The 5,474-nt window shown below is 44.2% G+C and carries 7 protein-coding genes; 4 read left to right on the top strand and 3 right to left on the bottom strand.

Features of this window, described 5'->3' with window-relative positions; genetic code table 11:
- On the bottom strand, positions 1 to 183 hold a 183-nt coding region (locus O9300_RS02055; protein ID WP_287969748.1), incomplete at its 3' end, for a helix-turn-helix domain-containing protein.
- 109 nt (positions 184 to 292) lie between these two features.
- On the opposite strand from O9300_RS02055, the gene tnpA reads away from it, so the two are divergent.
- Entirely contained in the window at positions 293 to 664 is a 372-nt protein-coding gene (gene tnpA / locus O9300_RS02050) for an IS200/IS605 family transposase (RefSeq protein ID WP_502846385.1), read from the top strand.
- A gap of 337 nt (positions 665 to 1,001) precedes the next feature.
- Here tnpA and O9300_RS02045 read toward each other — a convergent pair whose 3' ends face one another.
- A complete protein-coding gene (locus O9300_RS02045) occupies positions 1,002 to 1,952 on the bottom strand; it encodes an exosortase-dependent surface protein XDP2 (protein ID WP_287969744.1) in 951 nt (316 codons plus the stop codon).
- 555 nt (positions 1,953 to 2,507) lie between these two features.
- Here O9300_RS02045 and O9300_RS02040 point away from each other — a divergent pair.
- The 3 genes from O9300_RS02040 (at position 2,508) to O9300_RS02030 (ending at position 4,287) form a co-directional block, all read left to right on the top strand.
- Positions 2,508 to 3,314: a prohibitin family protein gene (locus O9300_RS02040; protein ID WP_072927402.1), complete on the top strand. Its 807-nt coding sequence runs from the start codon at positions 2,508 to 2,510 to the stop codon at positions 3,312 to 3,314.
- A 71-nt stretch (positions 3,315 to 3,385) separates the two neighbouring features.
- On the top strand, positions 3,386 to 3,784 hold the full coding sequence (locus tag O9300_RS02035) for a YidH family protein (RefSeq protein ID WP_287969743.1): 399 nt from the start codon (positions 3,386 to 3,388) through the stop codon (positions 3,782 to 3,784).
- A 209-nt stretch (positions 3,785 to 3,993) separates the two neighbouring features.
- A complete protein-coding gene (locus O9300_RS02030) occupies positions 3,994 to 4,287 on the top strand; it encodes a hypothetical protein (RefSeq protein WP_287969741.1) in 294 nt (97 codons plus the stop codon).
- A 171-nt stretch (positions 4,288 to 4,458) separates the two neighbouring features.
- On the opposite strand, the gene O9300_RS02025 is transcribed toward O9300_RS02030, so the two are convergent.
- Positions 4,459 to 5,154, bottom strand: a complete 696-nt coding sequence (locus O9300_RS02025) for a TerC family protein (RefSeq protein ID WP_287969740.1) — start codon at positions 5,152 to 5,154, stop codon at positions 4,459 to 4,461.
- Positions 5,155 to 5,474: the final 320 nt, after the last annotated feature.

Genomic DNA, 5,474 nt, shown 5'->3' with positions numbered 1-5,474 from the left:
AGGAATTATGTACTCGGAAACTAGCGAACAGCGATCCGCAAGACACTTTCGAGAGTTTAACCAATCTTTCCGTTCCGAGAGCGCGTAATTATAAACGCTCTTGCCAACATCAAGAATGTGGATGATCTCCCGTTCCTGTTGTCTGTTTACCTTGAGTTTGTACTGGTAGGTAAGCGTTATCACTGTCGTTAGTTTCGTGATGTATAGTTAAATTATAACACTTACTGCCTAGTATATCAACTAATTACAATCATGGACTTCGCCCCGTTTATAGACTTACCGCTCAGGTCGTATTCGTCATCAAATACCGGCCATTGCTATTAACAATGAAATCTTAGCCCGACTTAAAGAAATTTTTGTGTCAACGCTGACGAAATGGGACAGCACATTACTTTATTTCAACGGTGAATCGGATTACGTTCACCGGATTATTGATGACAAACCTGACATTGCTTTATCCAAATTAATCGCTAACCTTAAAACAGTTAGTAGTCGCTTAATTAGAAAGGAATTTCCGGATTTGGCGGCAAAGTATTTCGACAATAAACCTTATTTTTGGACGGGAGCTTATTTCGTGGCTAGTTGTGGCGGCGTTACTGTCGAACAACTAAAAAAATACGTCGAGAACCAAAACTCCCCGAAAGTGGAAACGCTACCGCGTTAGTTTCATTCTGGTCGCGATTCATCTCCCGTTAACTGCGTAGCGGTTTAACGGGAGTCCTCTCGCGACCTTGAGATAGATGGGAACGGCGCGGGCGTTGGTTCCGGGGGCAGGTTCCTGGCCGGCGTGTCGTGTACTTGCAGCGTCTCGAAACGGTAACGGTCAGACATGGGCGCTCAGGGAGGGAAATAAAGGGCAAATTCCTCGATCTGTGCTATCGAGGAAAAAGGGTGATTATCTCCTTAATAATGGATAAATAGAGGGTTTTAACCCATTTATCGCTATTTTTTCATGAATGACAGTTCGCTGGTCGATAGCATTTAAACCGCCTTTAAAGCATTCACTCCCTACTTCGAGTAGAACGATCCTTGCCTCGTTTCACAAAGATTCCAAGACTTCCTGCGAGTAGGGTGGCGAACACGACATTAGGTTCGGGAACCTTGACATCGGCGGCGATTACTTTGAAATCTGGCCCGTTATCGCCGACTCCGTTCAAACGTTGGGGATCGTTATTGCGCTCGCTAGTTAAGCGCAGAGTTCGCGCGCGGATACCGTCGAGCCGAATCCCGATCGAACCAATATTGAACGGGCCGTTGTTGAGGACGGGAGGAACGATCGTGCTGATGTTATAGTCCGCTTTCGTGTAGTTCGCGCGTAAAATTTTATAACTGGCTAAGACCGTCGTTCCATCGTCCGCGAGCGCTTCCACCAGTAAATCGCTATCCCCCGCAACGGTTCCCCCCGGCGTTCCCCCCCGTTCCCAGAAAAAGAACGTATTCACCGGTCGGAGGAAAGAAACCTCGATAATTGCAGTATCGGCGTTCTCACGGGTTACGAGGAGACTATTCAGGTTTAAATTGCCCAAACTGGCGGCGATATCCGCGTCGGTGGGGTTCGGTTTCCCTGGACCCTCCCCGACCAGGGGATCGCTAGTCGTGTTCGGTCCGTGACCCGCATGGAGAATTCCGTTAGTATATGTGACTCCCCCCACGGTAACGTCGGCGGTATCGTTGCGGATAACCCGACCCGCATTGACCAGATCAAACTGACTGACCGTTAAACCGTTGAAAACCACCGAATCGAGACGGACATCTCTAGTGGGATCGTTGAGAAGATTAGGATTTCCGGTTAGGTCCGGACTCGCGGTAACGTTGGTTTGAAAGGAAAAGGGGAGAAAACCCGCCGCGCGCGCGGGTGTTCCAGTCGTTAGAGCTAAGGCCACTCCGGTCATCGTGGCGGCGATTTTGAAAAGAGCGGCGAGGTGCTGCGACCGCATGAAAAGATGACTCATCGATAAATGACCTCGTTAGGGGATGGAATTAGGTACAGTAGGCTTATCCGTTTACTGTATTTAGGGTTCTATCATAGCCATCTTCTGCGAGTCAATTTATCGAGATATCCTTTATACAAAATATCTTTTATGCCGAAACTAGATTGTGTTAAGGTAATTGCTACAAAAGAAAGTACCAGCTAGACTGGTGGAATGAGAATGTACCATTTAGACCAAAGGAAATTTTGTTATAATTGCTTCTGGATAACCCCGATTCCTTTCTTGGATAAATAAATGCTTTTTTGTCCAACTTTCTGACTAAAACTAACGAGATAATCGTTTTAATTCATGATTACTAAAACATTTAAGCGGCGAATATGATAATTACAAATAAACAATTATTTCACGATTTTTTTATCAGCCAAAACGAAAAAATAACGAGACTAAATCTGAATTTATCTAAATAATATAGAACAAAGTTTACCTTTATTTCTAGTTACTAAAATTATTAAAATAGATAAAATCAGCCATTTTATTGATTTGTAATCCCATAAACTATCTCTATTACCAATTAAAATGCTCAAAATTCGCCTTTTTGCTAGACCAAGCAATCTCTTTTTTTTGTTATTAATTTTGGCGATTATTTTTAATCCTTTCGTGATTGTCAATGCGGGAGAAAGAGGAGTTTTAATGGTCTTTGGTCAAGTACAGGATAAAATACTTAATGAGGGTATTCACGGGATTATTCCCGTTGTTAACACGGTGAAAAAACTAAGTGTGAGAATTCAAAAACAACAGATAGCGGCCGAAGCTTCCTCCAAAGACCTACAGGAAGTCTTCACAGATGTGGCCATGAATTGGCATATTTTAGCATCAGAAGTTAATACTATTTTTCAACAAATTGGCGATGAAGCGGCTGTCATTGAACGAGTGATCGATCCAGCAGTTGAGGAAATTCTCAAGGCAGTTATGGCTAAATATACCGCCGAAGAATTAATTACTAAACGGGAGGAGGTGAAAGGGGAAGTGGATATTCGTTTGACCGAAAGAATGAAAAATTATCATATCGGTGTCGATGATATTTCTTTGGTTCATGTCAATTTTTCCGATCGCTTTACCGATGCGGTGGAAGCCAAACAAATTGCCGAACAGGAGGCCAAAAAAGCCGGTTTTATGGTGCTGAAAGCTCTGAAAGAATCGGAAGTAAAAATCAATCTGGCTAAGGGAGAGGCGGAAGCTCATCGCATTCTCCAAGATTCCTTAAGTCCAGAAGTTTTACAGAACAAAGCGATCGAAAGATGGGACGGTAAACTTCCCCTATTTATGGATGATAATCTGCTTAAGTCCCTTGAATTGGTTAAAGATAAGCGAAAAACTAGATGATAAAAACAATTTATTAAAACCATAAGAAAGAATACTTGATTTTATTGAATTTCACTGCGAGGAACTCCTCTATGCTGTTTAAATCCCAAAAGACAAAGCAGAAATTTAACCCTGATTACTGGCGAGATCATTCGGCCAACGAACGCACCTATCTGTCTTGGATGCGCGCTTCCATCGCTTTGATGGGTTTTGGTCTGGTCATTTTGCGTTTACGGACAGCATCTTCGTCATCTCTAGGACTAGGTTGGTTGTTGGGTTTTGTCTTCGCTATGGTGGGATTATTAACCGTTGTCATCGCCACGCGCCACTATTTTCTCATCCGTCGGGCGATCGATAGTAATAGCTATGAACCTGCTCAAGTCTGGATTATTTGCTTTAGTATAGCGATCGCTTGTCTAGGGTCGGGAATTCTCTATTTTGTCGCCACCAGTCCCGATAGCGGTGGAGTGGAAAGCATCGGTTTCGATTAAAACCCCATCCTCGCACGGAGCGGGATGGGGAGAAAATTGCTCGATACAGGTGGTAGAATCCAGATAACTACTTAGGGTTAGCTGAATAAATCTAAAAACCTTGTTGGGTCAGACTTTTAGACTTTTTGTCAATCAAAAAGTACCAGATATGGGAGTGGTCGGGGGGAAAATTCCGGGACTTTTTCCCTGAAAATTAGGTAATTTACCCGATGAAAATGGGTAAAACCCCACACCCCACACCCCACACCCTACACCCTGCCCCTAGGAAAAACTTTTTCAGCAGACCCTACTTAGAATTACCCATTTTCCGACCTTTCCCAAGAAGGGGCGAAAGGTGGACAAATCAAAGGACAGGCGCGCCAATGACTGTGGACAGCGACTCCCAAGCGTTGACAATAGCCGTTTCCTCTCCCCTGAAACTTATAAAACCGACAGTAACGACAGGTGGAGGAACAGGTGGCAACTTTCGGGAGAGGATTTCCCGTGGTTTCGATCGCTGTTAGTTTTGAGGATAGGGTGGAAATGGTGTCTAGCAAGGAAGTCTCCAAGGCTAACGGGGTTCACTAGCGACTCTTACCGTACCTAGTCCCAAATTATGTCACAGTCGCCCATCCTCCCGGAGTATAACGGTTGACACGCTCCTAAAAAATTGAGAAAATCCCTTGCTGCCAGAACTATTCCACCACAACACGCTTAGAAAAGCCCCAACTTAAGGAGACCGCCACCATCATTAATGCCATCCACTCTGGCGGCAAATAGGTTGGTTGACAAGCTTTTAATAACAATCTTCCCCCTACCGCTAAAACCGTCAGATAGGCCGCATCTTGTAGGTAAACAAACTCAGCTAACCACCTGACAAATAAACCGGTTAAAAATCGTAGGGCTAACATTCCCAAAATACCACCAGTCAGAAGAATCCAGAATCGATCGGCTAGGGCGATCGCTGTTGTCACACTATCGAGGGAAAAAGCCAGATCCGTAAAAGCAATCAGAACAATAACACGGCCAAAAGATTCTATGGCGAGATTAAGGGCAAAATTTTCGTCTTCTATTTCTATATTCAAAAATTTCTGCCAAAAATGCTTACCCGCTAACCAGATCAGATAAATAGCACCCAGTACCTCCACCTGCCAGAATTTAACTGTCCAACTGGCACTGACTAACATGGCAACTCTTAACACAAATGCCCCGGCCAATCCCCAGTTTAAAGCCTGGCGTTGTTGTCTGGGGTCGGGAAGTTCTCGCACCAAAGCGGACAGGGCGACGGCATTATCGGCCGATAGAATGGTTTCTAAGACTGCCAGGGTGAGAATAGTGCCGCAAGTGGTTAGAGAGAGATTTTCAGCTATATCGAGAATTTGAGGGGACATATAATTATATTTTTACTTTTATGACGTTGTAGATGCGTCTTGGTATTTCCTGCTAGGATTCTTGACTATTTTTTTGTCGGTATAAATTTAAGGTCAAGTTCTTGAGCTTGCGATCGATGGCGAGATTGCTGAAAACGCTCTCCTTGACTAGGATTTTGGCCGGACACTATCATCTTAGGTAGGGTCTGCTGAAAAAGTTTTTCGTGGGGACAGGGTGTGGGGTGTGGGGTGTGGGGTGTAGGGTTTTACCGATTCTCATCTGGTCAATTACCTAATTTTCAGAGAAAAAGTCCCAGAATTTTCCCCCTATCTCTCCCACA

Origin of the sequence: Microcystis sp. LE19-195.1E, from assembly GCF_027532095.1 — a bacterium.
GTDB classification, from domain to species: domain Bacteria; phylum Cyanobacteriota; class Cyanobacteriia; order Cyanobacteriales; family Microcystaceae; genus Microcystis; species Microcystis aeruginosa.
This window is presented reverse-complemented; position numbering and strand designations above follow the sequence as displayed.

Bases quoted from the DNA above. Each gene is read 5' to 3' on its own strand.
- O9300_RS02045 (WP_287969744.1), bottom strand. From the start codon at position 1,952: ATGAGTCATCTTTTCATGCGGTCGCAGCACCTCGCCGCTCTTTTCAAA.
- O9300_RS02040 (WP_072927402.1), top strand. From the start codon at position 2,508: ATGCTCAAAATTCGCCTTTTTGCTAGACCAAGCAATCTCTTTTTTTTG.
- O9300_RS02035 (WP_287969743.1), top strand. From the start codon at position 3,386: ATGCTGTTTAAATCCCAAAAGACAAAGCAGAAATTTAACCCTGATTAC.
- O9300_RS02030 (WP_287969741.1), top strand. From the start codon at position 3,994: ATGAAAATGGGTAAAACCCCACACCCCACACCCCACACCCTACACCCT.
- O9300_RS02025 (WP_287969740.1), bottom strand. From the start codon at position 5,154: ATGTCCCCTCAAATTCTCGATATAGCTGAAAATCTCTCTCTAACCACT.